The following is a 21,595-nucleotide window of genomic DNA, read 5'->3' as shown; positions in this document are numbered from 1 at the left end:
CACTCTCATCGGATTCCGCCGCCAGGCCGCCGGACACCATGGCGATCGTCCACGCCCCGCCCATCGTACGGAGGCATACGCATGCGCCGCACACGAAGCAGGCGCGCACATCACAGGGAGTTGAAGGACATGCGTACATGGGGGCCGCTCACGGCGGTGTGCCTGAGCACGTTCATGTTGTTGCTGGACGTGACGATCGCGGTGGTCGCTCTGCCGGACATGGCGGCGTCGCTGCACGCGTCGCTGAGCGATCTGCAGTGGGTGATGGACGGATACGCACTGGCGCTGGCGGCGGTGCTGCTCGGCACGGGCGCCGCCGCCGACATCCTCGGGCGGCGGCGGGTGCACGTCGTGGGCGTGGTGGTGTTCGCGGCGGCCTCGCTGCTGTGCGGCACGGCGGGCGGCCCGGGGATGCTGGTCGCCTCGCGGGCGCTGCAGGGTCTCGGGGCGGCGGCGATGTTCGCGACGACGCTGCCGCTGCTCGCCTCGGTCTACCAGGGCAGGCGGCGCTCGGTGGCGCTCGGCGTGTGGGGCGCGGTGAGCGGCGCCGCGGCCGCGGTGGGCCCGGTGGTCGGCGGACTGCTCACCGACGGTCCGGGCTGGCGCTGGATCTTCTACGTCAACCTGCCCGTGAGCGTGGCCGCGGTGTGGCTGACGCTGAGGGTCGTACCGGAGTCGCACGGTGCGCGCGAGCGGCGCGTGGACTGGGCGGGCACGGCGACGTTCGCCGCGTTCGCCGGCGCGCTGACGTACGGCGCGGTGCGGGCCGGGCAGCACGGCTGGGGCGACACGGGCACCCTGCTGACGTTCGCGGCGGCCCTGGCGGCGCTGGCGTGCTTCCTCGTGGCCGAGCGGCGCAGCGCCGACCCGCTGCTGGACCCGCGGCTGTTCCTCAAGCCCGCGTTCGCCGGCGTGATGGTGGGCGCGATCGCCTTCAACGCGGCGGCGTTCAGCCTCATGGCGTACGACTCGATCTGGCTGCAGACACTGCTCGGGATGAGCCCGGTGCGCGGCGGGCTCGTCTTCCTGTGGCTGTCGCTGTCGTCGTTCGTGGTGGCCGCGGCGGGCGGCCGGCTGCTGCACGGGGTGCCGGCCCGGATCACGGTCGGCGGCGGGCTGCTGCTGATCGGCACCGGCCAGTTCTGCATGACCGGTCTGGACGCGGGCTCGACGGCGTCCGCGCTGATACCGGGGCTGGTCCTGGCCGGGGTCGGCACCGGCCTGGTCTCGCCGGGCATCGCGGGCGCCGCGCTGGCCGCCGTGCCGCCGGAGCGGTCCGGGATGGCGGGCGGCGCCGTGAATACGTTCCGCCAGCTCGGGTATGCCCTCGGCATCGCTGTCTACGGCACGGTGGTGACCTCGCGGATGAACGACACGCTCCCGCACGACGCGGCCCACGCGCTGGCGGGCGGCGCGGCCGGTGCACTGCGCGGGGCCTTCTCCGAGCAGGCGTTGCGGACGGCGTTCGCGTCGGGTCTGAACACCGCGGCGGTGGTGGCCGGACTGACCGCGACGGTCGCCGGAGCGCTGGTGGTGACGCTGGTCCGGACGCCGCGCGCGGCCCGGACCGGAGTGACGAATTCCGGCTCCGGAACGCTTACGGAGGAGACGGTTCCACCGCGCGGACGAGGTCGTTGACCAGCGGTCAAGGGCGGTAGCCAGGTCGTACAGATTCGGTGGAGATTACGGGACCGAAACTTACTCAACCGTCAGTTTTCTGTCCGACCCTTCCGGATGTGAGGGCATTTTCCTGCCGGTGACCAGGGTGAAGCTGAGGGATGCTCGGTTTTGGCCCCCCTCCCGCCCTGTCTCCGCGTGGGGTAGCTTTCACGGCGCTTGCGGAGTACTCGATACAGCGCTGAGGGAGCGGGGAGTGGGATTGCGCGAGTTCACCAGCCCGCCGTTGACGCTGGCACCCACGGTGGGGGGTCTGGCCGACGTCGTCTTCGAGCGTGCCCAGGAGGACCCGCTGCACATCGCGCTCGGCCGCAAGGACGAGAGCGGGCAGTGGCGGGACGTCACCTCGGCCGAGTTCCGTGACGAGGTGATGGCCCTCGCCAAGGGGCTGCTCGCCCGGGGCGTCCGGTTCGGCGACCGCGTCGCGATCATGTCCCGTACCCGCTACGAGTGGACGGTGTTCGACTTCGCCCTGTGGACGATCGGCGCCCAGGTGGTGCCGATCTACCCCACCTCGTCGGCCGAGCAGTGCTTCTGGATGCTCTACGACTCCGAGTGCACGGCCGCGATCGTGGAGCACGAGGACCACGCGATGACGATCGCCACCGTCATCGACCGGCTGCCGCAGCTGCACCAGCTCTGGCAGCTCGACAACGACTGCCTGCACCAGCTCTACGACGCCGGCGCCCACCTCGACGACGACGTGGTGCACCGGCACCGGCAGGCGATCACCCCGGACTCGGTCGCGACGATCATCTACACCTCGGGCACCACGGGCCGCCCCAAGGGCTGTGTGATCACCCACGGCAGCTTCATGTACGAGTCGGACACCGTCATCCAGCGCTGGGAGCCGGTGTTCCACACCAAGAAGGGCGACGAGGCGTCGACCCTGCTGTTCCTGCCGCTCGCGCACGTCTTCGGGCGCATGGTGGAGGTCGCCACCATCCGCGGCGGCGTGCGCCTCGGCCACCAGCCGCAGCTGAACGCGGCGGCCCTGCTGCCCGATCTGCAGGCGTTCCGGCCCACGTTCATCCTCGCGGTGCCGTACATCTTCGAGAAGGTCTTCAACGCCTCCCGCCGCAAGGCCGAGAAGGAGGGCAAGTCCGGGCCCTTCGAGAAGGCCGTCGACGTCGCCGTGAAGTACGCGGACGCCGTCGAGGCCAAGGCCTGGGGCATCGGCCCCGGCCCCTCGGCCGGCCTGCGCATGCAGCACCAGCTCTTCGACAAGCTCGTCTACTCCAAGGTGCGCGCCGCGATGGGCGGCCGGATCCGCAACGCCATGTCGGGCGGCTCCGGGATGGACCGCAGGCTCGGCCTGTTCTTCGCGGGCGCGGGCGTGCAGATCTACGAGGGCTACGGCCTGACCGAGTCGACGGCCGCCGCGACCGCCAACCCGCCCGAGCGCACCCGCTACGGCACGGTCGGACAGCCCATCCCCGGCGTCACCGTGCACATCGCGGACGACGGCGAGATCTGGCTGCACGGCCAGAACATCTTCCAGTGCTACCTGAACAACCAGAAGGCCACCGACGAGACCCTGCACGACGGCTGGCTCGCCACCGGTGACCTCGGCTCCCTCGACGACGACGGCTACCTCACCATCACCGGCCGCAAGAAGGAGATCCTGGTGACCTCCGGCGGCAAGAGCGTCTCGCCCGGTCTGCTGGAGGAGCGCGTCCGCGACCATCCGCTGGTCAACCAGTGCATCGTCGTCGGCAACGACCGGCCCTACGTCGCCGCCCTGGTCACCCTCGACCAGGAGGCCGTCGAGCACTGGCTGCAGATGCGCGGCAAGCCGCAGATGGGCCCCGCCCAGCTGGTGCGCGACGCCGACCTGGAGACGGAGGTGCGGCGTGCCGTGGTCGCCGCCAACACCCTCGTCTCGCAGGCCGAGTCGATCCGCACCTTCCGCATCCTGGCCCAGCCCTTCACCGAGGAACACGGTCTGCTGACCCCGTCCCTGAAGCTGAAGCGAAAGGCCATCGAGAACGCGTACGCCAACGAGGTCGAGGCCCTGTACCAGGCCTGACGGCCCGGCACCGGTGAATTCTCCGGTCAGGAATGCATCACGGGCCGTGATCGTTGAGGATGGGGCGTACCACCTGACGACAACCGTAAGGATCAAGAGCTCGTGAGCAAGGTCCCCCCGATCATCCTCAACAACGGCGTCGAGATGCCCCAGCTGGGCTTCGGCGTCTGGCAGGTGCCGGACGACGAGGCGGAGCGGGCGGTCGCCACCGCGCTGGAGGCCGGGTACCGCAGCATCGACACAGCGGCGATCTACGGCAACGAAGCGGGCACCGGACGGGCGATCGCGGCCTCCGGAGTCCCCCGCGAGGACATCTTCGTCACCACCAAGCTCTGGAACCGCGACCACGGGTACGACGCGACGCTGCGCGCGTTCGACGTGTCGCTCGGCAAGCTCGGCCTGGAGTACGTCGACCTGTATCTGATCCACTGGCCGACCCCGGCCCGGGACAAGTACGTCGACACGTACAAGGCCTTCGAGAAGCTGTACGCCGACGGCCGCGTCCGCGCGATCGGCGTCTCCAACTTCGAGCCGGAGCACCTGCGGCGGCTGATCGAGGAGACCTCGGTCATCCCGGCGGTCGACCAGATCGAGCTGCACCCGCATCTGCAGCAGCACGCCGCCCGCGAGTTCCACGCCGAGCAGGGCATCGCGACCGAGGCCTGGTCGCCGCTCGGCTCGGGCAAGGGGCTCCTGGAGGTCCCGGCGATCGTCGCCATCGCCCAGAAGCACGGGCGCACCCCCGCCCAGATCGTCCTGCGCTGGCACCTCCAGATCGGCAACATCGTGATCCCCAAGTCCGTGACGCCGTCCCGGATCAAGGAGAACATCGAGGTCTTCGACTTCAGCCTGGACACCGAGGACCTGGCGGCCATCAGCGCGCTGAACGAGGACCGGCGTCTGGGCGGCGACCCGAACACCGTCAACGGAACCTGAGACCGGCCAGGACACGCGTCCGCCCCGCCGCGCGAGTGCCGCGCGGCGGGGCGGACGCGTGTCCGCGTTCATGAACCTGCTTCTGCGTCCATGGGCTTGATTCTCCGTTCACAGTCTTGACGCGAGCATGCCCACGGGTCCACCGTGTACGCCAACCCGGTCAGGAAACTTTCCTAACAGAAGGGTCCCCCACAGTGCGCATACGAACACTGACCCTCGCCGCGGCCTCCGGGGCCGCCCTGCTCGCAGCCGGAGTGCTCCCCGCGAACGCCTCCGGCTCCTCGGGACCGGCGTCCACCCAGGAGGGCTCGGTCAGCGCGGCCGACCTGCTCGCCAAGGTGACGTCCTGCTCCCGGATCTCCAACGGCACGTACCGCACCGACGAGGAGACGTCGGCCACGATCCCCGTGTGCGGCAAGAACGGCGCCGTGTTCTGGAAGGCCGACATGGACATCGACTGCGACGGCCAGCGCACGTCGAACTGCAACGAGGACACCGACCCCTGGTACCAGGACGACACGGCCTTCCATCAGTCCAACGGCAGCCCGCTGAAGGCCGATTCACTGCCGTACGTCGTCGTGCCCAGCTCCAGCGGCATCTGGGACTACACGAGCGCCGGCATCAAGGGCGGCGGCGTGGTCGCGGTGATCTACAACAACAAGGTCGAGTACGCCGTCGTCGGCGACACCGGCCCCACACAGATCATCGGCGAGGCCTCCTACGCCACCGCCAACGCCCTCGGCATCGACCCCGACCCGGAGACCGGCGGCACCGACTCCGGGGTGACGTACATCCTCTTCAAGAACTCTCGGGTCTCCCCCATCGAGAGCCACAGCGCGGCGGTGACGCTGGGGGACCAGCTGGCCAGGCAGTTCCTGCAGAACAACTAGAGGGCGAGGGGCAGCCCAACCGACCCTCGCGCGAAGGTCAGTTGGGCTGCCCGATCGGCCGTACGACGACGGTGTTGACGTCGACTCCGGCCGGTTGCCCGAGAGCCCAGACGATCGAGTCCGCGATCTGGTCGGCGGTCAGCAGATGACCGGGCGGCAGGCTGCCGTCCCAGAACGGGGTCTCCACCCGTCCGGGTGCGATCAGGGTGACGCCGATGCCGAACTCCGTGACCTGACGGCGGGTGTTCTCGGCGAGACCGGTCACCGCCCACTTGGTCGCCCCGTAGATGTTGCCGGGCGTGTTCACGAACCCGGCGACGCTGCCGACCAGGACGATCCGGCCCCGGCTCTCCTTGAGCGCGTCGACGGAGGCCCGCACGAGGAGCGCCGGGCCGAGGACGTTGGTGAGCACCATCTCGGTCCAGCCGGCCGGGTCGCCGTCCGCCACCGAGTCGTGGGTGGCGAACCCGGCGTTGGCCACGACCGTGTCCAGCCGTCCGTACGCCTTGAGCGTGCTGTCGACCGCCGACCGCACATCGCCGTACTCGGCCGCGTTGCCCGGAAGCGTCAACAGCCCTTCAGGGCTGCCGAGTTCCTCGGCGAAGGCACGCAGCCGCTCCTCCCGGCGCCCCGTCACGGCCACCCGGTGCCCGGCATCGAGCAACTGCCGCGCGACGGCGGCGCCGATGCCGGTGGCTCCGCCGGTGATCAGCGTGACGGGCGATTCGGTGGTCGTGGCCATGGTTCCCCCTGTGGTTCGTTCGACGGGGGGAGTGAACCACTTCGAGCGCTCTCGAAGTCAAGGGCGACAGGTGTCGCGATACGGCACGGCTTGCAGGTACTGATGCCACTCGGCCTCGGTGGCGCCGCCCCCGGCCCGCGCGCACACCTTCGCCGCGGCACGGCTAGGTTCCAACTGGGCGGTGCGGTCCGGCAGATGGGGTGTGGCGATGTGCAACTCCCGCGCGTGCGGGCCGAACCCCAGGGCCAGGACGGGCCCGTCACCCACCGGTACGGTCGCCGCCGGCAGCCGCGTCCGCGCGGTCTCCCACACCTGCACGGACCCGTCGCCGGCACTCGCCGCGAACAGGGAGCCGTCGGCGGAGAAGGCCAGGGCCGACCTCGTCACGGTGGAGCCGGTCGGCCTGAGGACGTCGAGCCTGCGCCAGGTGCGGGCGTCCCACAGCGTGAGACGGCCGAGGGCGTCCTCGGCGGCGAGGTAGCGCCCGTCCGCGCTGAACGCACCGGTGCCGAGCAGGTCCTCGCCCGTCACTCCACCCGGGCGCCGGATGCCCGTCGCGACGTCCACGAGGGTGCCCTCGGAGGTCAGCGCGGTACGACCACCGGCGTCGACGGCGACGGTGTTCTCCTTGTCGACAACCGGGAGTTCACGGGCGGGCGCGGGGCGGCCGTGGGCGTCGAGTCCGTCCCGGGGTCCAGCCGGAGCTCGCCGATCGAACAGGGCCGAGACGGGACAGGTCAGCAGTGGTGCGCGCGCACTGTCGTCCGCGGGGGCGGGCACCGTCGTGAGGTCGAGGATGCGCAGCTGGGTGTCGTCGGTCCCGCACCAGGCGAGATGGCGTCCGTCCGGGCTCGGCAGGGGCAGCGGGCCGTCGTCCTCGCCGTGGTCGTAGCGATGACGCACCCGCTGTCGGTCGACGTCCCAGAGCTCCAGGACCATCCGGTCGCCGCTGGGGTCGTGTGCGTTCCGGCCGACCAGGTAGGTGTGCCCGCCGGGCCCGAACCGGCCGTCGTCGCTGACGTCCACCACGCCCTGCGACAGACCGGGGACGTGCACGGAACGGATCTGCCGGTGCGTGCGCACCTCCCACTGCAGGACGCGGTCATGGGCGACCTTGGTGAGCACCCGGCCGTCGCCGCTGAGCCAGGACGGGGCGTTGAGGGCACGGCCGCCCTCCTCGGGCTGGGTGAACGTGTCCTGCCCGCTCTGCGCGGCGGCGGTCCGCAGCGCCGCCCTGGTCTCCGGCAGGTCGGCGGTCCGCCAGGCGGCGAGCGCGAGACGCATCGCGGTGCGCGGCTCGGACTCCCGCAGGGTGTCCACCATCGCGGCGATCCGCCGAGCCTCGGCCTCGTCGCGCTGCCGCGCGTTGACCCCGCCCTGCCGCCAGGCCGCCACCCCCGCGACGACGGCCACGCACAACAGCGCGGCGAGCGCCCCGGTGAGGGTGCGCAGCCGGCGCGCAGGGCGCACGGGTCACCGTGTATGCGCGGCCGGGGCGGTGCTGAGGGGGCGTCGTTCACATCGCGTGGACTGCTGTGTGCACGGTGTGGGCCGCCAGGACGAACACGTCCGGGCGGTGGTGGACGCTCGCCTTGTCGTCGGGGTCGAGGAGGCGGTCGAGGGTGGCGCGGTCGGTGGTGTCGAGCCGGTCGCCGAAGCCGTCGCGGAGGCGGGCCAGCGTGGCGGCGACATAGGCGCGCGCACGGTCCTTGGCCGGTGCGGGCAGGTCCAGCATGAAGGTGCGGGTGCCGGTGGGCCGCAGGCCCGCGGCGGTCATCAGCGCGGGCCAGTCCTCGGCCTCGGCGACCGCGCCGGGCAGGTCCGCGCGCATCTCGGCGAACCACTCCTCCTCCAGCGCGTCGAGCCGGGCCTGCAGTCCGGGCCGGCCGATGCCGATGTCGCGCGGGAGGAAGCGCGCGGGCAGTCCCCCCTCCATGATCGCCAGGGTGCCGCCGGGTGCGAGCCGGTCGGCGAAGGCGGCGAGCGCGGCCCGCTGGTCGCCGAGGTGGTGCAGGCTGCGGCTGGCCCACAGCAGATCGGCGGGGTAGTCCAACTCGTCGAGGACGCCGGGCAGTTCACCGGCGATGGTGCCGAAGCGGTCGCCGACGCCGAGGCGGTCGGCGCGTGCGCGGGCGCGCTCGAGGAGCGGCTCGGAGCCGTCGACCGCGACGACCCGCGCACCCGGGAACGCCTCGGCCATCAGACACGCGACGACGCCGGGTCCGCTGCCCGCGTCGACGATCAGCCCGGGTTCGGTCTGCTTGTCGGTGAGCCACGCCATGGCCCGCTCGTACAGCGACGTGAACAGCTCCGCCTGTGATTCCAGCAGTGGGGCCATCTCGGCCCAGTCGATGTCGGTGTGCTCGTGGTGGTGTCCGTGCGCCATGGTGGTCAGCCTCTCGTCCGCGTCCGGCCAGGGTGCTCCGACGCACCCCGCATCGGCAAGCACTGTTGCCGTCGCAGCAAAAACGGCGCAGGAAAAGTCGTAGAAGGAAAGCGGTGCAGGGCAAGCGGCGCGGCAGAAATTGAGATGCGCGGCGCCGGGCGGGTCCCACACGATGTCCGGATGGACGACACGATGGTGGAGGACTTCCTCCGGGACGGGTTCGTGAAGATCGAGGGGGCGTTCCCGCCGCGCGTCGCCGAGGACTGCGCACGGCTGCTGTGGCGGGAGACGGGATACGACCCCGAGGACTCCGCCACCTGGAAGGACCCGGTGGTCTGGGTGGGCGGCATGGCGCAGGGACCGTTCGCCGCGGCCGCCAACTCGCATGTGCTGCACGAGGCGTTCGACCTGCTCGTCGGCGAGGGCCGCTGGATGCCGCGCTACTCCCTCGGCAGCTTCCCGCTGCGTTTCCCGCACGACGACGAGCCGGACGACGCCGGCTGGCACATCGAGGGCAGCTATCTCCCGGAGGGCGTCGAGACCCGCTGGTCCTACACCAACCTGCGCTCCCGCGACCGCGCGCTGTTGATGCTCTTCCTCTTCTCCGAGGTGACCGAGCAGGACGCGCCCACCCGCATCCGGGTCGGCTCGCACCTGGACATCCCGCCGGTCCTCGAACCGTACGGCGAGGAGGGCGTCTCGATGCTGAAGATCGCCCCGCAGGTCGTCGAGGCCTCCGCGCACCGGCCGCTGGCGTACGCCACCGGGCGCCCGGGTGACGTCTATCTGTGCCACCCCTTCCTCGTGCACGCTGCCCAGCCGCACCACGGCAGCCGCCCGCGCTTCATGGCCCAGCCGCCGCTGATGCCGGCCGTGCCGTACGAGCTGCAGCGCCCGGACGGTGACTACTCCGCGGTGGAGTTCGCGATCCGCCGGGGTCTGGGCCAGGAGGCCTGACCCGGCGGACCGCCATGACACCGGGTGCGCACACCCGGCCCTCACCCTGGGTGAGGCACGAGTTGCGGAGCGTGCGGGCACGCGTGAGGCTGATCAAGGAAGTTCCCCCACAGCCTCGAAAGGCCAGATATGTCGCAGCGCACCAGCAAGGCGACCCGCGCCCGGGTCGCGGCGGTCCTCGCCGCCCCCGTACTCGCTCTCACTCTCATGGCGCCGGCTGCCTCTGCGGCTGCGCCGGTCGACACCCCCGCCGCGTGCGCGGGGACCACCCACGTGTCCCTCCTGGGCCACGAGGCGTGCCTGACGCCGTCCTCGGACGACGCCTCCTCCTCGGACAACCTCCTCGGCGGCCTCCTGGGCGCCGTGACCGGGCTGCTCGGCGGTCTGCTCGGCGGTCTGCTCTGACCGTCCGGTGAGGCGGCCGCCCGTGTGCTGCGGGCGGCCGCCTCCACGTCAGGGGGACTGCGCCGAGTTGCCGTATCTTTCGGCCAGTTCGGCCACCGTGCGGGCGATCCGGGCCCGTAGCTCCGGCGGTTCGAGGACCTCGATGTCCGCGCCCAGGCGCAGGAACTCGCCGTGCGCGTGCTCGACGGACTCGACGGGAACCCGGGCCAGGGTCCAACCGTCGCCCTCCGTACGGGTGTTGACCGCTCGCGGCAGTTCCACACCCGGCGCCAGCCGGACGAGCGCCTCCGCGCGGTACAGCCGGTCGTGGAAGTCGCGCTGGTACGCCGTCCAGTACGCGGCCAGGTCGAAGTCGTCCGGGCGGGTGAACTCCTCGTCGGTGGCGGCGAGTCGGAGGATCTGGTCGACGCGGTAGGTGCGCGGTCCGGGGGCGGCGACGACGTACCAGCGGCCCGCCTTCAGCACCAGGCCGTACGGCTCCAGGCGGCGCTCGACATCGGTCGGCTCGGCCCAGCGGCGGTACAGGACGTCGAGCACCCGGCCGTTCCACACCGCGTCGGCGACGGCCGGCAGATACGGCGTCTCCTCGGCGTCCGCGTACCAGCCGGGGGCGTCCAGATGGAAGCGGCCGCTGATCCGGTCGGCGTGCGCCCGCAGCTCCGCGGGCAGGGCGGCGCGCACCTTGAGCTGCGCTGCGGCCAGCACCGAGCCGAGGCCCAGCTCGGCGGCCGGGCCGGGGACACCGGCGAGGAACAGCGCCTCGGCCTCCTCGGCGGTGAGGCCGGTCAGCCGGGTGCGGTAGCCGTCGAGCAGCCGGTAGCCGCCGGCGTGGCCCGCGTCGCCGTACAGCGGGACACCCGCCGCGCCGAGCGCCTCCACGTCCCGGTAGACCGTGCGCACCGACACCTCCAGCTCCTCGGCGAGCTGGGCGGCGGTCATCCTGCCCCGGGTCTGGAGCAGAAGCAGGATCGAGACGAGCCGGCTGGACTTCACTGACACATGGTGTCAGTGAAGCGCGCCTAGCGTCACCTCATGGCCTTTGCGGAGAAGTTCCTGACCGTGCCGCCGCCCATCGAGGTGGCCGGCCGGCACATCAAGCGCTACCACGTCACCGCGGACCCCGCGGGCATCGCGCCCGACGTGGAGAAGGCGGCGTACGCGATCCTGCCCGAGCTGCTGCCGGAGCCGGACGGGACGCCGCCGGTGACCTTCGTCGTCGTGCACCGGGGAAACGACGACGGCGCCTACGTCAACGCCTACAGCTGGGTGTGGGACAACGTCCTGCACTACGCCAACGCGGCCGCGGGCCAGCCCGTCGTCGGCTGTCCCGACCACGACCCGACCCACTTCGTCAGGCCCGAACTGCCCTGGATCGGCTGCGTCTTCGAGCTGCCGCCGATCCAGCACGAACGGGACGCCTGGGTGCGGCACATGCTCGTGCCCGAAGTCCCGGACCTGGACGCCTACTTGACCGACTCCCTGCCCGAGGGAACCACTGGAGAGCGCCGATGAGCAGCCCGCACGACTTCGACTTCTTCCACGGCGAGTGGCAGGTCGCCAACCGCCGCAGGACCGACTTCCTCGACCCGGACAGCGACTGGGAGGAGTTCCCCGCCACCCACTGGTGCCGGCCGCTGTTCGACGGCGCCGCCAACATCGACGAGATCGACATGCCGCACCTGGGCGCGAAGGGTCTGACGCTGCGGCTCTACGACACCGAGCGTGAGGAGTGGTCGCTGAGCTGGTCCTCCAGCCGCACCGGAAAGCTGTTCCCGCCGGTCGTCGGCCGCTTCGACGGCGACCGCGGGGAGTTCTACGGCGACGACACCCTCCCCCACTCTCGGCTTCGCTCGAGCGGGGGCGCCCCCATCGGCAAGGAAGTGCGCGTGCGCTACGTCTGGTCCGGCGTCTCCCCCGCCGCCGCCCGCTGGGAGCAGGCGTTCTCCACCGACGGCGGCGCGAGCTGGGTGACCAACTGGACCATGGACTTCACCCGGCGGGCTTCCTGAAGGACCGCAGGCTGAACACGGGGTCGGCGCGCGGCCGGTCCTGGTCCGGGAGGGCCGCGAGATGGGCCGCGAACCGCTCGGTGAGCGGGTCGCCGGGCGGCAGCATGGTGAACCAGCCACGGCCGAGGTCCGCCGCGGTGCGCCGGGGGCTGCGCCCCTGGCCGTGGCCGAGGAAGCGGGCGGGCCCGGCGGGCAGCAGCCCGCACTGGGCGGCGTACTCCTCGACGAGTACCGCGGCGTCGCGCGCCGCCCGGCGCGGGCGCCCGGCCAGCACCTCGTCGATGTCGCTGCCCACGTCGTGCGCGGCGGCCTTGTCGACGGTGGTGACGTACACCCCGCCGGGCCGCAGCACCCGGGCGCACTCGGCGACGACGCCGCGGACGTCCTGTGCGTCGTCGAGGAGGTGCAGCAGCCACACGCTGGTGACGGCGTCGAAGGTGCCGTCGGCGAAGGGCAGCCGGCGGCTGTCGGCCAGCACGATCGCGCCGGGCAGCCGCGCGGCCGCCATCCGGGCCATGCCGTACGTCAGATCGGCGCCGGTCACCCGCAGGCCGGGGCGGGCGGAGGCGAGCCGCCGGGTGACGATGCCGGTGCCGCAGGCGAGGTCGAGAAGCCGCCCGGTGTGGGCGGGGATCAGCCCGAGGACGGCGTCGGCGGCCGCCCGGGCGCGCGGTTCGCCGCCGCGGCTGGCGTCGTAGGCATCGGCCTCCTTGTCGTAGTCGAGCACGGCGTCACTGGGCCCCGTGGCCGGGGGCGAGCGCCTCCACCTTCCGCGCCAGCTCGAGGTCCTTCTCGGTGACGGCGCCGCCCGCGCTGTGCGTGTTCACGGACAGGGCGAGCGTGTTGTAGCCGAGGGTGAGGTCGGAGTGGTGGTCCAGCGCCTCCTGCACCTGGGCGATGTGGACGACCATCGCCGTCGCCGCGAAGTGCGAGCCGAGGCGGTAGTGACGCGTGAGGCGGTCACCGTCGAGCGACCAGCCGGGCAGTTCGGCGAGCCGGTCCTCGATCTCCTTCTGCGACAGCGGTTCGACGGCCATGACCTCGCTCCTTCCGGACGTCGGGTACCCCTCAAGGCTGCCACACACGAGTGACCACGGCCCTGGTCAGAAGGGGGCCCGAGGCGGCGGGACCGGCACCTGCGGCGCGGACCGGTGGGGGTGCGCGCTCTGCCGCGGGCGAATTCCCCGCGCTGCCCGGCCGCGTCCTCGACTACCGTCGTAGGCATGACCACTGCCGCCGCCGGACACTCCGCCCCCGCAGCCGCCTCCGCCGACCAGGGCGTCGGTCCGCTGCTGCGGGCATGGCGGGAGCGGCGGCGGGTGAGCCAGCTGGAGCTGGCGCTGCGCGCCGACTCCTCGGCCCGGCACATCAGCTTCGTCGAGACGGGCCGTTCCCGGCCGAGCGAGGAGATGGTGCTCAGGCTCGCCGAGCATCTGGACGTGCCCGTGCGCGAACGCAACGCCCTGCTGCTGGCGGCCGGTTACGCCCCGCACTACCCGGAGACCCCCCTGGACTCCCCGCAGCTGGACACGCTGCGCGAGGGCATGGAGCGCCTCATCCAGGGCTACGAGCCCTATCCGGCGCTGGTCGTCGACGCGATGTACCACGTGGTCGCGGCGAACCGGGGTGTGGTGATGCTGATGGACGGCGTGGCGGAGCATCTGCTGCAGCCGCCGCTGAACGTGATGCGGCTGACCCTGCACCCCGAGGGGCTGGCGCCGCGCATCCGCAATCTGCGCGAGTGGCGCGGGCATCTGCTCGCGCAGATGGAGCGCCAGATCGGGCTGTACCGCTCCGAACCACTGCGGGAGCTGTACGAGGAGGTCGCGGCCTACCCGGTGCCGGAGGCGGACGCGGGCGACGAACCGGCCGAGCCCGTCCCCTACTTCGCGCTGCCGATGCAGATCGAGCACGAGGGCCGGGTCCTGTCGTTCATCTCGTCGATCTCCACGTTCAACACGCCGATGGACGTGACCGTCGCCGAGCTGGCCATCGAGACGCTGCTCCCGGCCGACCCGGCGACGGTCAAGTACCTTCACTCGCTGATGTCCTGACGGGCCTTCAGCGCGAGGTGCTGCAGGGCGGCGAAGCCCGCGACCACCACGGCCTGCAGCACGGTCCACACCGCGCCGGCCGTCGACGGCTCCAGCCACAGTGCGAGGGCCAGGAAACTCAGCACCGTCCAGGCGAGGTTGATCTCGACGACCGCACGGACCGGCAGCGCGGCCGGGCGGGCCCGGGCGGCGAGCAGGCCCACGGCCACGCCGTAGACCGCGAGGACCGTGCCGAGTGCGAGCAGCAGGTCCGGACCGACCCCGAAGAACCGGCCGAGCGGCCCGGACGCGGCGAGGTAGGCCAGGCCGTTCGCGCCGGTGACCACCGCGTCGAGGGCGAGGAAACGGCGCAGTGCGGTGTGCGGGTCGCCGGTGCGGGCGAGCGCGGTGAACTGGGTTGCGGACATGGCGGATCACCCTCCGTCGAGGTTGCGTCGCGGCAGCTGGGAGACGGGTTCAGGACCGGAGTGCGCCGCCCCAAAACCCGGTTCCCCCACGATCGCGCGCACGGCCCGGCGGGTCGATTACCCCGGGGGTAATGCCCGGTGCGCACGGTCACCGCCGCCCCGCCGGACGGCACATGTGGCCGGCGCCTCGCCACCGGGCCTGTGGGATCCGCAGGGGGACATGGCACACTGCTTCGCGGTTGCTTCGGCGCGTAGGGGAGGCGTGGCGTGAGTGAGCGGCGTCCCGCGCCGACCGTGGGACAAGTGGTGCTGGGCAAGCGCCTGCAGGAGCTGCGGGAGGCGGCCGACCTCAAACGCGAGGAGGCCGCGCGCGTTCTGCGGGTGGCTCCGGCGACCGTGCGGCGGATGGAGATGGCCGAGGTCGCCCTGAAGATCCCCTACGTGCAGGTGCTGCTGGAGACGTACGGCGTCCCGGACGACGAGGCGGCCGCGTTCGTCGCGCTCGCCGAGGAGGCGAACCAGCCGGGCTGGTGGCAGCGGTTCCACGATGTGCTGCCGGACTGGTTCAGCCTGTATGTGAGCCTGGAGGGCGCCGCCACCCTGATCCGCTCCTACGAGCCGCACTTCGTGCCCGGCCTGCTGCAGACCGAGGAGTACGCGCGTGCCGTGATGGAGGCGGGCACGATAGGGCAGGCGGGCCCGGACACCATCGAGCGTCATGTGTCGCTGCGGATGACCCGGCAGCAGCTGCTGGAGCGCCCGGATCCGCCGCATCTGTGGGTGATCATGGATGAAACGGTCCTGCTGCGGCCGGTGAGCATCCGCGGCGAGGTGATGCGTGACCAGCTGGACAAGCTCCTCGACCTCAGCGAGCGCGACCGCATCACCCTGCAGATCGCCGAGTTCAAGGACGGCCCGCACCCGGGGACGTACGCGCCGTTCACGCTGTTCCGCTTCGGCGAGCCCGAGCTGCCCGACATGGTCTTCACCGAGTATCTGACCGGGGCCCTGTACCTGGACTCGCGCACCGAGGTCTCCGCGCATCTGGAGGTCCTCGACCACATGACGGCACGGGCCGCGTCGGCGCAGCGCACCAAGAAGATCCTGCGGGAGCGCCGCGAGGACTTCTGACCCCGGCGCACCTGGCCTGACCCGAACGGATGCGGTGAACAGGTGCCCCGCCCGGCTCGCCCCTAGCGTCGAGGCACAGGGTGAGCAAGGGAGCGCAGAAGGAGGCCCGATGCCCTCGGACGCCGTGCTGTACCAAGCCGCCGCGCTCTGCCTCACCTACCCCGGCGAGGACTTCCGCGCCCGGCTGCCGCTGCTGCGCGAAGCGGCGCCGCAGCTGCGGGAGTTCACGGACCACGCGGCCGTCACCCCCGCCGAGGAGCTGGCCGCGCACTATGTACGGGTCTTCGACTCCGGTAACCGTCACAGCCTCCATCTGAGCCGGTGGACGGACGACGGCACCCGGCGGCGCGGCATGTCGCTCGTGCGCTTCAAGGACGAATACCGGGCCGCGGGGCTGGAGTTGACCGGCGAGGAGGTTCCGGACTTCCTGCCCGCGGTGCTGGAGTTCACCGCACGCACCGGGAACACGGACCTCCTCACCGACCACCGGGCGGGCCTGGAACAACTGCGCTCCCGGCTCACCGACTTCGGCACGCCCTACGCGTCCGTCCTGGCCGCCGTCTGCGCGGCGCTGCCCACCGTCCGCACCGGACGGCGCCCGTGACGGCACGGAAGAGAGGCCGGCCTAGGCCGCGCCGCCCTTGGTGTCGCGGTCGTCGTCGACGATCTCGGCGTCGACCACGCCCTCCTCGTCCTGCGGTGAGGTGTGCTGCTCGGTGCCTCCGTCGGCCGGGGGCTGTTCGGCCTGGGCGTACATGGCCTGGCCCATCTTCTGGCTGACGGAGGCGAGCTTCTCCACGCCGGTGCGCAGCTCGGCGGTGTCGGCGTCGCGCTCCAGCAGACCTTTGAGTTCCGTGGCCGCCTCCTGCACCTCCGTCTTCGTGTCGGCGGGGATGCGGTCCTCGTTGTCCCGCAGGAACTTCTCGGTCTGGTAGACGAGTTGCTCGGCCTGGTTGCGGGTCTCGGCGGCCTCGCGCCGCTGGCGGTCCTCCTCCGCGTACTGCTCGGCCTCCCGCATCATGCGGTCGATGTCGTCCTTGGGCAGGGCGGAGCCGCCGGTCACCGTCATCTTCTGCTCGCGTCCGGTCGCCATGTCCTTGGCGGAGACGTGCATGATGCCGTTGGCGTCGATGTCGAACGCGACCTCGATCTGCGGGACCCCGCGCGGGGCGGGCGGCAGGCCCGTCAGGTCGAAGACGCCGAGCTTCTTGTTGTAGGCGGCGATCTCCCGCTCCCCCTGGTAGACCTGGATGCCCACCGAGGGCTGGTTGTCCGTGGCCGTCGTGAAGATCTCCGAACGCCGGGTGGGGATGGTGGTGTTGCGCTCGATCAGCTTCGTCATGATGCCGCCCTTGGTCTCGATGCCCAGGGACAGCGGGGTGACGTCGAGCAGCAGGACGTCCTTGACGTCGCCGCGGATCACACCGGCCTGCAGGGCGGCGCCGACGGCCACGACCTCGTCGGGGTTGACGCCCTTGTGCGGGTCCTTGCCGGTGAGCTCCTTGACCAGGTCGGTGACGGCGGGCATCCGGGTCGAGCCGCCGACGAGGATCACGTGGTCGACCGCGGCGAGCTTGATGCCGGCGTCCTTGACCGCCTGGTGGAAGGGGGTCTTGCAGCGGTCGAGCAGATCGGCGGTGAGCTCCTGGAACTGGGCGCGGGTCAGCTTCTCGTCGAGGTGCAGCGGCCCCTCGGCGGAGGCGGTGATGTAGGGCAGGTTGATCGTCGTCTCGGAGGAGCTGGACAGCTCGATCTTGGCCTTCTCGGCGCCCTCCCGCAGCCGCTGCAGGGCCATCTTGTCCTTGCCGAGGTCGATGCCGTTCTGCCCCTGGAACCGCTTGACCAGGTGCTCGACGATCCGCTGGTCCCAGTCATCGCCGCCGAGGTGGGTGTCGCCGTTGGTGGCCTTGACCTCGATGACGCCGTCGCCGATCTCCAGCAGCGAGACGTCGAAGGTGCCGCCGCCGAGGTCGAAGACCAGCACGGTCTGCTCCTCGCCGCGGTCCAGGCCGTAGGCGAGGGCGGCGGCGGTCGGCTCGTTGATGATCCGCAGGACCTTCAGGCCCGCGATCTCGCCGGCCTCCTTGGTCGCCTGCCGCTGTGAGTCGTCGAAGTACGCGGGCACGGTGATCACCGCGTCGGTGACGTCCTCGCCGAGGTAGGACTCAGCGTCCCGCTTCAGCTTCTGCAGGACGCGCGCGGACAGTTCCTGTGCGCGGTAGCGGGTGCCGTCGATGTCGCCCTGGTCCGGGAAACGCCAGTTGGTGTCCCCCATGTGGCGCTTCACCGAGCGGGCGGTCCGCTCCACGTTCGTCACGGCCTGCCGTTTGGCGACCTCTCCGACCAGCACCTCCCCGTTCTTGGCGAAGGCCACGACCGACGGAGTCGTCCTGGCTCCCTCCGCGTTGGCGACGACCGTCGGTTCACCGCCTTCCAGGACGGCCACCACGGAGTTCGTGGTCCCGAGATCGATCCCGACCGCGCGTGCCATTTCGGTCCCCTTCCGCCAGGGCACTTCCCAGACTCCAGCACAAAACTTGAGTGCAGGAATGTCAATGCCGCGCCCGTTTTCCGGGCGCGGCATCGAGTCGGGGGCGGGGTCAGGCGAGCTTGGCCGACAGGGTGATCGTCGTGCCGGTGAGGGCCTGGCTGACCGGGCAGTTCTTCTTGGCGTCCTCGGCGGCGGCGACGAAGCCGTCGTTGTCCAGGCCCGGCACCGTGCCCTCGACCGTGAGGTGGATACCGGTGATGCCCTCGCCGGGCTGGAACGTGACGTCGGCGTTGGTGATCAGCTTGGTGGGCGGGGTGCCCGCACCCGCGAGGGCGTGCGACAGCGCCATGGAGAAGCAGCTGGAGTGAGCGGCGGCGATCAGCTCCTCGGGGCTGGTCCTCCCGTTCGCCTCCTGTGCCCGCGACGCCCACGTCACCGGCTGCTGGCCGATGCCGGAGGAGTCGAAGGTGACGACGCCGTTGCCCTCGAGCAGATTGCCTTCCCACTCGGTGTGTGCGGTGCGCGTGGTAGCCACGGTGATTCCTTTCGACGCGGTTCCCTGGGCTGGGTCCCTGGGCACCATCCGATCACATTCCGTCTCGGCTCACCCGGAAGACCGGCCCACGGGCGGTGAACGGCAGCCGGGCACCCTCCGGGATCAGATACGCGTGCTCTCGGCGCACCCGCAGCACGTCGCACCAGCCGTCGGTGATGACCAGGATCGGTGCGCCCGGCGGGAAGTCGTCGGCGCGGTGCAGCAGGTCGATGCCGGGCTGCAGGACCGTGCCGCCGCGGCCGTGCACCCGCACCCGCCCGGCGATCTCGGTCACCGGCACATATCCCGCGTCGTGCGGGGCCGCGTCGCAGAAGACGACGCGGGCGGCCGGTACGTCGCGGGCCTCGGCGTAGGAGGCGATCGCGCCAAGGGCCTTGCCGAGCAGGGTGCGGTTCATGGAGCCGGAGGTGTCCAGGACGACGCCGAAGGTGCAGCGGGCGATCTCCTCGGGCGGGAAGTACCGGCCGGCGCGCGGGATGTCGGGGGTGGAGGCCTGGCGGCGCGAGGGGCGGGCGTAGGACCGTACGGGCTCCGGGCGGGGCACGAACTCGTCGAACCAGCGGGCCAGTTGCGCGTCCCAGGGCAGCGGCGGATGGCTGAGCGCGCGGATCTCCTCCACCAGGCCGCCGGGCAGGAAGCCGCGTCCCTGCTGCTGGTGCAGGTCCAGGCCCTGGCTAAGGCCCCGGCGGTAGAACTCGTCGAGGTCGACGTAGTCGCGCGGGCTGCCGAGCGGGGCGCCGAGGACGTCGCCGAGGCCCTTGCCGCGCAGCGTGGACAGGCGGCGCATCCGGCGCAGGTCGCCGGCGATGCGGTCGTAGACCTCCTCGGCGGACAGGCCCTTCAACTCCGGGTCGTGCAGCAGTCCTTCGGGCATCGTGCCGATCTGCATCTCGCACAGCCAGCCGTTGATGACGTAGTCGCAGGCGATGTTGAACAGATACGGGTCGCGGGCGCCGCAGCGGTCGCCGTGGCGCAGGGCGGCGTGCAGCATCTCGTGGGCGAGGACGAACCGCCATTCCTCGTCCTCGAAGGCGCGCAGCGGGTTGATGTAGATCTCGCCCGCCTCCGGGTTGACCGCGGCGACGGAGATGCCGTGGGCGCGGGTGAGTTCGGCGTCGGCGACGAGCTTGATGCCGGCCGCGATGCCGCCGAGCAGCGGGTAGGAGGAGATGAACCAGCTCAGCGCCCGCTGCCAGGGACGCTGCGGGACCACGTCGCCGCTGAGGGAGTCGCGGCGGCCGCCCGCCATGTCCATCGCCGCGGAGACCGTCCGGGTCAGCGCGGTGGCGAACGCCAGCTGGTGGTCCGGGGGTTGGCCCAGCCAGTCCGTCCACGGCACCAGCAGCTGGTCGGGCTCGGGGCCCGCCGTGCCGCAGCGTTCGTAGACGGCCGGGAGTCCGTCCCGCCGCCAGCGCGCGGCGAGTTCCTCCTCGTCGCCGTCGGGATAGGAGACGGGCAGGTCCTCGGGGGTGGTGCCGATGGTGAAGGTCAGCAGGAAGCGGTTGACGACGACGCAGCGGGCGGCGAGGTCGAACCGGTCCGGCTGGGTGCGCTCGCCCTTCGCCGCCGGGACGTGCCCGAAGCCGAGGTGCAGGACGGCGTGGGCGAGCGCCCAGGCCCAGGCGGCCGGATCGGCCAGGCGCCGGCGGTGGATGTGCAGGTCGGCGTCGGAGTCGACGACGACGAGCCCGTCGCGCGGCGCGACCTTGCACTCCTCGGACCCGCAGATGCCGAACTCGACGGCGGACAGGGCCGGGTTGGCCCGCACCAGCTTCATCCCCTCGGCGAACGCCTCGGCCGCGAGGTCCCGCTTCTTCTCCCCCTTGCCGCGGGTGCGGCTCATCGGCGCGCCTCCACCAGGCGCGGCATGTCCCGGGCGGCCTCGATGAGGAACCACGAGGGCAGTACGGGGTTGCCGTCCGCGTCGGAGGCGATGACGGTCTGGGCGACCTCCACGGAGATCTCGGCGAGCTGCACCAGCAGCGACTTGGCGCGGTACGCGGTCTGCCGGCCGTTCGCCGACATGTGCTCCTTGCTGACCGGGAGTTCCTTGATGAGCCGGCCGCGGAAGGACTCGGCGAGGTAGTAGAGCAGGTCGCGGTCCTCCAGGCGGTTCGGCCAGCGGGCGTCGCCCTTGATGACGGCGTCGATGCCGAAGCGGCTGCGCACGATCTTGACGTAGCCGCAGAACGCGGTGGCGTGCGCCGGTGTGAGCGTGCCGTGGGCGAGCACCTTCAGCGTCTCCTCGTCGAGGCCCTGGCCGAAGGAGTGCAGCGCGTCGGAGAGCATGTGCCAGGAGCGGGGCGTGGAGAAGGGCTCCTCGGTCTTCGGCGGCTTGGACCACAGGTGGTCGGGCCGGTCGGTGAGGTGGTCCAGGATCCACGGGTGGATGCCGTTGTTCGCGGCCCAGGTCAGCCAGTCCTTCGCGGACGCCTCCAGATGGACGTGGGTGAGGCGGTTGACGAGGGCGGAGGCGATGGGGCGCGCGAGGGCGTTGTCCGTGGAGCGGTTGCCCGCGCCGATGACGATGGAGCCCTTCGGCAGTTCGTAGCTGCCGATGCGGCGGTCGAGGATCAGCGAGTAGAAGGCCTTCTGCACGTCCGGGGTGGCCGCGTTCAGCTCGTCCAGGAACAGGCAGTACGGCTCGTCGCGGGCGATGGCCTCCGGCGGGCAGAAGACGGACCGCCCCTCGCGGATCTGGGGGACGCCGATCAGGTCCTCCGGCGCGAGCTGCGTGCCCAGCAGACTCACGCACTCCAGTCCCAGCGATTCGGCGAAGTCCCGGACGAGGGAGGACTTTCCGATGCCGGGGGCACCCCAGAGGAAGACCGGCCGCACGGTCGCGAGACCGAGCAGCAGCTCCGGTATGCGGGCGGGAGTGACGGTGACGGCTGCCTGCACGCAGCGGCTCCAGAAGGGTCGAGA

Annotated in this window: 22 protein-coding genes; 11 read left to right on the top strand and 11 right to left on the bottom strand. The window is 71.6% G+C overall.

The window, feature by feature from the left end; genetic code table 11:
- Window positions 1–129: 129 nt before the first annotated feature.
- The 4 genes from MQN93_RS02910 (at window position 130) to MQN93_RS02895 (ending at window position 5,532) form a co-directional block, all read left to right on the top strand.
- Window positions 130–1,638 (top strand): MFS transporter, encoded by a 1,509-nt coding sequence (locus tag MQN93_RS02910; protein WP_242708136.1) that lies wholly within the window; start codon window positions 130–132, stop codon window positions 1,636–1,638.
- Between the two features lie 241 nt (window positions 1,639–1,879).
- Window positions 1,880–3,706, top strand: coding sequence for an AMP-dependent synthetase/ligase (locus MQN93_RS02905; RefSeq protein ID WP_037780143.1), 1,827 nt, complete (start codon window positions 1,880–1,882; stop codon window positions 3,704–3,706).
- Between the two features lie 144 nt (window positions 3,707–3,850).
- A complete protein-coding gene (locus tag MQN93_RS02900; protein ID WP_051183540.1) occupies window positions 3,851–4,642 on the top strand; it encodes an aldo/keto reductase in 792 nt (263 codons plus the stop codon).
- Window positions 4,643–4,836: 194 nt separating this feature from the next.
- Complete coding sequence (locus tag MQN93_RS02895) at window positions 4,837–5,532, top strand: glycoside hydrolase family 75 protein (RefSeq protein ID WP_016431667.1); 696 nt, start codon at window positions 4,837–4,839, stop codon at window positions 5,530–5,532.
- A gap of 37 nt (window positions 5,533–5,569) precedes the next feature.
- Here MQN93_RS02895 and MQN93_RS02890 read toward each other — a convergent pair whose 3' ends face one another.
- The 3 genes from MQN93_RS02890 to MQN93_RS02880 are packed head-to-tail and all read right to left on the bottom strand — an operon-like array spanning window position 5,570 to window position 8,660.
- Complete coding sequence (locus MQN93_RS02890; RefSeq protein WP_016431668.1) at window positions 5,570–6,274, bottom strand: SDR family oxidoreductase; 705 nt, start codon at window positions 6,272–6,274, stop codon at window positions 5,570–5,572.
- A gap of 57 nt (window positions 6,275–6,331) precedes the next feature.
- On the bottom strand, window positions 6,332–7,744 hold the full coding sequence (locus tag MQN93_RS44155; RefSeq protein ID WP_242708135.1) for a WD40 repeat domain-containing protein: 1,413 nt from the start codon (window positions 7,742–7,744) through the stop codon (window positions 6,332–6,334).
- A gap of 46 nt (window positions 7,745–7,790) precedes the next feature.
- Window positions 7,791–8,660 carry a class I SAM-dependent methyltransferase gene (locus tag MQN93_RS02880; RefSeq protein ID WP_242708134.1) on the bottom strand — a complete coding sequence of 290 codons (870 nt, stop codon included), beginning with the start codon at window positions 8,658–8,660 and terminating at the stop codon, window positions 7,791–7,793.
- Window positions 8,661–8,804: 144 nt separating this feature from the next.
- Between MQN93_RS02880 and MQN93_RS02875 the strand changes: the two genes are divergently transcribed.
- Both MQN93_RS02875 and MQN93_RS02870 read left to right on the top strand, forming a co-directional pair.
- A complete protein-coding gene (locus tag MQN93_RS02875) occupies window positions 8,805–9,617 on the top strand; it encodes a phytanoyl-CoA dioxygenase family protein (RefSeq protein ID WP_372504252.1) in 813 nt (270 codons plus the stop codon).
- A 129-nt stretch (window positions 9,618–9,746) separates the two neighbouring features.
- Window positions 9,747–10,022 (top strand): hypothetical protein, encoded by a 276-nt coding sequence (locus tag MQN93_RS02870; protein ID WP_016431673.1) that lies wholly within the window; start codon window positions 9,747–9,749, stop codon window positions 10,020–10,022.
- A gap of 48 nt (window positions 10,023–10,070) precedes the next feature.
- Here the strand turns inward: MQN93_RS02870 and MQN93_RS02865 are convergent, their stop codons facing one another.
- On the bottom strand, window positions 10,071–11,015 hold the full coding sequence (locus MQN93_RS02865) for a helix-turn-helix transcriptional regulator (protein WP_242708132.1): 945 nt from the start codon (window positions 11,013–11,015) through the stop codon (window positions 10,071–10,073).
- Between the two features lie 39 nt (window positions 11,016–11,054).
- Between MQN93_RS02865 and MQN93_RS02860 the strand changes: the two genes are divergently transcribed.
- Together MQN93_RS02860 and MQN93_RS02855 are read left to right on the top strand one after the other, a co-directional pair.
- The gene (locus MQN93_RS02860; protein ID WP_016431675.1) at window positions 11,055–11,534 is read left to right on the top strand and encodes a hypothetical protein; all 480 of its coding nucleotides are present in this window, start codon (window positions 11,055–11,057) and stop codon (window positions 11,532–11,534) included.
- Window positions 11,531–12,031 (top strand): hypothetical protein, encoded by a 501-nt coding sequence (locus tag MQN93_RS02855; protein WP_016431676.1) that lies wholly within the window; start codon window positions 11,531–11,533, stop codon window positions 12,029–12,031. The genes MQN93_RS02860 and MQN93_RS02855 overlap by 4 nt, the downstream gene beginning before the upstream one ends.
- Here MQN93_RS02855 and MQN93_RS02850 read toward each other — a convergent pair.
- Window positions 12,012–12,758 (bottom strand): class I SAM-dependent methyltransferase, encoded by a 747-nt coding sequence (locus tag MQN93_RS02850; protein ID WP_242708131.1) that lies wholly within the window; start codon window positions 12,756–12,758, stop codon window positions 12,012–12,014. The two genes, MQN93_RS02855 and MQN93_RS02850, sit on opposite strands and share 20 nt — an antisense overlap.
- Before the next feature lie 4 nt (window positions 12,759–12,762).
- On the bottom strand, window positions 12,763–13,068 hold the full coding sequence (locus MQN93_RS02845; RefSeq protein ID WP_016431678.1) for a 4a-hydroxytetrahydrobiopterin dehydratase: 306 nt from the start codon (window positions 13,066–13,068) through the stop codon (window positions 12,763–12,765).
- A gap of 186 nt (window positions 13,069–13,254) precedes the next feature.
- Here MQN93_RS02845 and MQN93_RS02840 point away from each other — a divergent pair, with 186 nt between their 5' ends.
- Window positions 13,255–14,085: a helix-turn-helix domain-containing protein gene (locus MQN93_RS02840; protein ID WP_242708130.1), complete on the top strand. Its 831-nt coding sequence runs from the start codon at window positions 13,255–13,257 to the stop codon at window positions 14,083–14,085.
- Here MQN93_RS02840 and MQN93_RS02835 read toward each other — a convergent pair.
- Entirely contained in the window at window positions 14,067–14,492 is a 426-nt protein-coding gene (locus MQN93_RS02835) for a hypothetical protein (RefSeq protein ID WP_016431680.1), read from the bottom strand. The two genes, MQN93_RS02840 and MQN93_RS02835, sit on opposite strands and share 19 nt — an antisense overlap.
- Before the next feature lie 267 nt (window positions 14,493–14,759).
- Between MQN93_RS02835 and MQN93_RS02830 the strand changes: the two genes are divergently transcribed.
- Together MQN93_RS02830 and narJ are read left to right on the top strand one after the other, a co-directional pair.
- Entirely contained in the window at window positions 14,760–15,623 is an 864-nt protein-coding gene (locus MQN93_RS02830; protein WP_016431681.1) for a Sco1979 family transcriptional regulator, read from the top strand.
- A 109-nt stretch (window positions 15,624–15,732) separates the two neighbouring features.
- Window positions 15,733–16,227: a nitrate reductase molybdenum cofactor assembly chaperone gene (gene narJ, locus MQN93_RS02825; RefSeq protein ID WP_242708129.1), complete on the top strand. Its 495-nt coding sequence runs from the start codon at window positions 15,733–15,735 to the stop codon at window positions 16,225–16,227.
- Between the two features lie 21 nt (window positions 16,228–16,248).
- Here narJ and dnaK read toward each other — a convergent pair whose 3' ends face one another.
- From dnaK to MQN93_RS02805, 4 genes are all read right to left on the bottom strand, one after another.
- A complete protein-coding gene (dnaK, locus tag MQN93_RS02820; protein WP_242708128.1) occupies window positions 16,249–18,114 on the bottom strand; it encodes a molecular chaperone DnaK in 1,866 nt (621 codons plus the stop codon).
- 109 nt (window positions 18,115–18,223) lie between these two features.
- Complete coding sequence (locus MQN93_RS02815; RefSeq protein ID WP_016431684.1) at window positions 18,224–18,649, bottom strand: OsmC family protein; 426 nt, start codon at window positions 18,647–18,649, stop codon at window positions 18,224–18,226.
- A gap of 52 nt (window positions 18,650–18,701) precedes the next feature.
- A complete protein-coding gene (locus MQN93_RS02810; RefSeq protein WP_242708127.1) occupies window positions 18,702–20,513 on the bottom strand; it encodes a vWA domain-containing protein in 1,812 nt (603 codons plus the stop codon).
- The gene (locus MQN93_RS02805) at window positions 20,510–21,571 is read right to left on the bottom strand and encodes an ATP-binding protein (protein WP_242708126.1); all 1,062 of its coding nucleotides are present in this window, start codon (window positions 21,569–21,571) and stop codon (window positions 20,510–20,512) included. The genes MQN93_RS02810 and MQN93_RS02805 overlap by 4 nt, the downstream gene beginning before the upstream one ends.
- Window positions 21,572–21,595 lie beyond the last annotated feature (24 nt).

This window comes from Streptomyces spinosisporus, from assembly GCF_022698145.1.
Lineage (GTDB): Bacteria > Actinomycetota > Actinomycetes > Streptomycetales > Streptomycetaceae > Streptomyces > Streptomyces spinosisporus.
Note: the sequence above shows the minus strand (reverse complement) of the source record. Positions and strands in the feature narration are given on the sequence as shown.

What these genes read in the sequence shown, in the direction of transcription:
- MQN93_RS02855 (WP_016431676.1), top strand. Translation starts at nt 11,531, where the DNA reads ATGAGCAGCCCGCACGACTTCGACTTCTTCCACGGCGAGTGGCAGGTC.
- MQN93_RS02835 (WP_016431680.1), bottom strand. Translation starts at nt 14,492, where the DNA reads ATGTCCGCAACCCAGTTCACCGCGCTCGCCCGCACCGGCGACCCGCAC.
- MQN93_RS02810 (WP_242708127.1), bottom strand. Translation starts at nt 20,513, where the DNA reads ATGAGCCGCACCCGCGGCAAGGGGGAGAAGAAGCGGGACCTCGCGGCC.
- MQN93_RS02845 (WP_016431678.1), bottom strand. Translation starts at nt 13,068, where the DNA reads ATGGCCGTCGAACCGCTGTCGCAGAAGGAGATCGAGGACCGGCTCGCC.
- MQN93_RS02900 (WP_051183540.1), top strand. Translation starts at nt 3,851, where the DNA reads ATGCCCCAGCTGGGCTTCGGCGTCTGGCAGGTGCCGGACGACGAGGCG.
- MQN93_RS02890 (WP_016431668.1), bottom strand. Translation starts at nt 6,274, where the DNA reads ATGGCCACGACCACCGAATCGCCCGTCACGCTGATCACCGGCGGAGCC.
- narJ (WP_242708129.1), top strand. Translation starts at nt 15,733, where the DNA reads ATGCCCTCGGACGCCGTGCTGTACCAAGCCGCCGCGCTCTGCCTCACC.
- dnaK (WP_242708128.1), bottom strand. Translation starts at nt 18,114, where the DNA reads ATGGCACGCGCGGTCGGGATCGATCTCGGGACCACGAACTCCGTGGTG.
- MQN93_RS02875 (WP_372504252.1), top strand. Translation starts at nt 8,805, where the DNA reads ATGCGCGGCGCCGGGCGGGTCCCACACGATGTCCGGATGGACGACACG.
- MQN93_RS02870 (WP_016431673.1), top strand. Translation starts at nt 9,747, where the DNA reads ATGTCGCAGCGCACCAGCAAGGCGACCCGCGCCCGGGTCGCGGCGGTC.
- MQN93_RS02860 (WP_016431675.1), top strand. Translation starts at nt 11,055, where the DNA reads ATGGCCTTTGCGGAGAAGTTCCTGACCGTGCCGCCGCCCATCGAGGTG.
- MQN93_RS02840 (WP_242708130.1), top strand. Translation starts at nt 13,255, where the DNA reads ATGACCACTGCCGCCGCCGGACACTCCGCCCCCGCAGCCGCCTCCGCC.
- MQN93_RS02880 (WP_242708134.1), bottom strand. Translation starts at nt 8,660, where the DNA reads ATGGCGCACGGACACCACCACGAGCACACCGACATCGACTGGGCCGAG.
- MQN93_RS02910 (WP_242708136.1), top strand. Translation starts at nt 130, where the DNA reads ATGCGTACATGGGGGCCGCTCACGGCGGTGTGCCTGAGCACGTTCATG.